This is a genomic window from Streptomyces sp. NPDC029296 (assembly GCF_055569255.1).
On record NZ_JBVHXT010000108.1, the window covers coordinates 1 to 1895 of the forward strand.

Annotated in this window: 1 protein-coding gene; it reads right to left on the reverse strand. The window is 74.7% G+C overall.

Annotated features, from left to right (window positions below):
• Window positions 1–95: 95 nt before the first annotated feature.
• A partial coding sequence (locus ACZ4W9_RS40230; protein WP_467944209.1) for an acyltransferase domain-containing protein occupies window positions 96–1895 on the reverse strand: 1800 nt, incomplete at its 5' end.

The following is a 1895-nucleotide window of genomic DNA, read 5'->3' on the forward strand; positions in this document are numbered from 1 at the left end:
CTCTCGTTGCTTCTGGGATAAAAAGGAGAGAAAAGACAAGGCGCGGCGAGCCCCCTCCCCCCCCCCCCCCCCCCCCCCCCCCCCCCGGGGGCGGCTCAGGCGTCGGCCGGGGCGCCCGCGAGCAGCGGCTCCAGGAACTCCGCCACCATGCCCGGCGTCGGCTGGTCGAACAGCAGCATCACCGGCAGCTTCAGCCCGGTCGCCTCGGCGAGCCGGTTGCGCAGCTCCACGGCCGTCAGCGAGGTGAACCCGATGTCGAAGAAGCCGCTGTTCTCCTCGATCTCCGCCGGGTCGTCGTGGCCCAGCACGCCCGCGGCCGTCTGCCGCACCAGGTCGGTGAGCAGGTCGTACCGCTCGTCGGGGTCCAGCCCGGCCAGCCGCTCGGCCAGCGCCTCCCCGGGCTCCCGGGCCTCGCCCTCGGGCAGGTGCTGCGCGGTGCTCTCGTCGTTTCCGATCACGAGGGAAGCCTCCAGCCAGTAGCGACGGTGTTGGAACGCGTAGGTGGGCAGCTCGGCGCGGCGGGCACCGCTGCCCGCGAGGAGGCGGCCGAGGTCGGCCGGCAGCCCCCGCACGTGGAGCTGGGCGAGCGAGGTCAGGAAGGTCGCCAGGCCCCCTTCGCCACGGCGCAGCGACCCGGTGACCACCGCGCCGCCCGGCGCCCCGTCCAGGGCCTGCTGCAACGCCGGCACCAGCACGCCGTGCGGGCTGCACTCCACCCACACCTGGTGGCCCTGTTCGCGCAGCACGGCCGCGGCGTCGGCGAAACGCACCGTGCGGCGCAGGTTCTCGTACCAGTACTTGGCGTCGGTGACGCCCGCCGTCACCCACTCCCCGGTGACGGTCGACAGCATCGGAACCCGCGGCGCCCGCGGCTCCACCGGCGCCAGCAGATCGAGGAGTTCCTCCCGCAGATCCTCCACGTGCGGCGAGTGCGAGGCGTAGTCCACCGGGATACGGCGCACCCGCACGCCCTCCTCGGCCAGGCACCCGGACAGCGCGTCCAGCGCCTCGACACCGCCCGCGATCACCGTGAAACCGGGTCCGTTGACCGCCGCCACCGACAGATCCGCGCTGAACGGCTCCAGCCGCCGCGCCGTCTCGTCGGCCGGCAGGAACACGGTGGCCATGCCGCCCTTGCCGGAGATCGCGCCGATCGCCTTGCTGCGCAGCGCCACCACCCGGGCGGCGTCCTCCAGCGACAGCGCGCCGCTCACCGCCGCCGCGGCGATCTCGCCCTGCGAGTGCCCGATCACCGCGTCCGGCTCGATGCCGTGCGCACGCCACAGCGCGGCCAGCGCCACCATCATCGCGAACGACGCGGGCTGCACGACGTCCACCCGGTCCAGCGAGGGCGCGCCCTCCGCCTGCCGCAGCACAGCGGTGAGCGACCAGTCGACGTACGGCGCGAGCGCCCGCTCGATCTCGGCGACGCGCGCCGCGAACACCGGAGACTCGTCCAGCAGCCGGGCGCCCATCCCGGCCCACTGCGAGCCCTGCCCCGGGAAGACGAACACCGTGCGGCCCTCCGCGTCGGCGGTGCCCCGCACCACCTGGGCGGGCGACTCGTCCGCGGCCAGCCCCGACAGCGCCGCCAGGGCCTGCGCCCGGTCCGCCGCGACCACCACGGCCCGCCGCTCGTGCGCCTCACGGGTCGTGAGCAACGAGTGCCCCACATCGGCCAGTTCCAGCTCCGGGTGCGCCACCAGATGGTCGTGCAGCCGGGCCGCCTGCGCCGTGAGCGCCTGGGGCGTCCGCGCCGACAGCGCCAGCGGAACGACCACGGGCGTGGTGTGCGGTTCGGGTTCGGGGTCGGGGGTGTGGGTGGGTGGTGCTTGTTCGATGATGACGTGGGCGTTGGTGCCGCTGACGCCGAAGGAGGAGACGGCGGCGCGGCG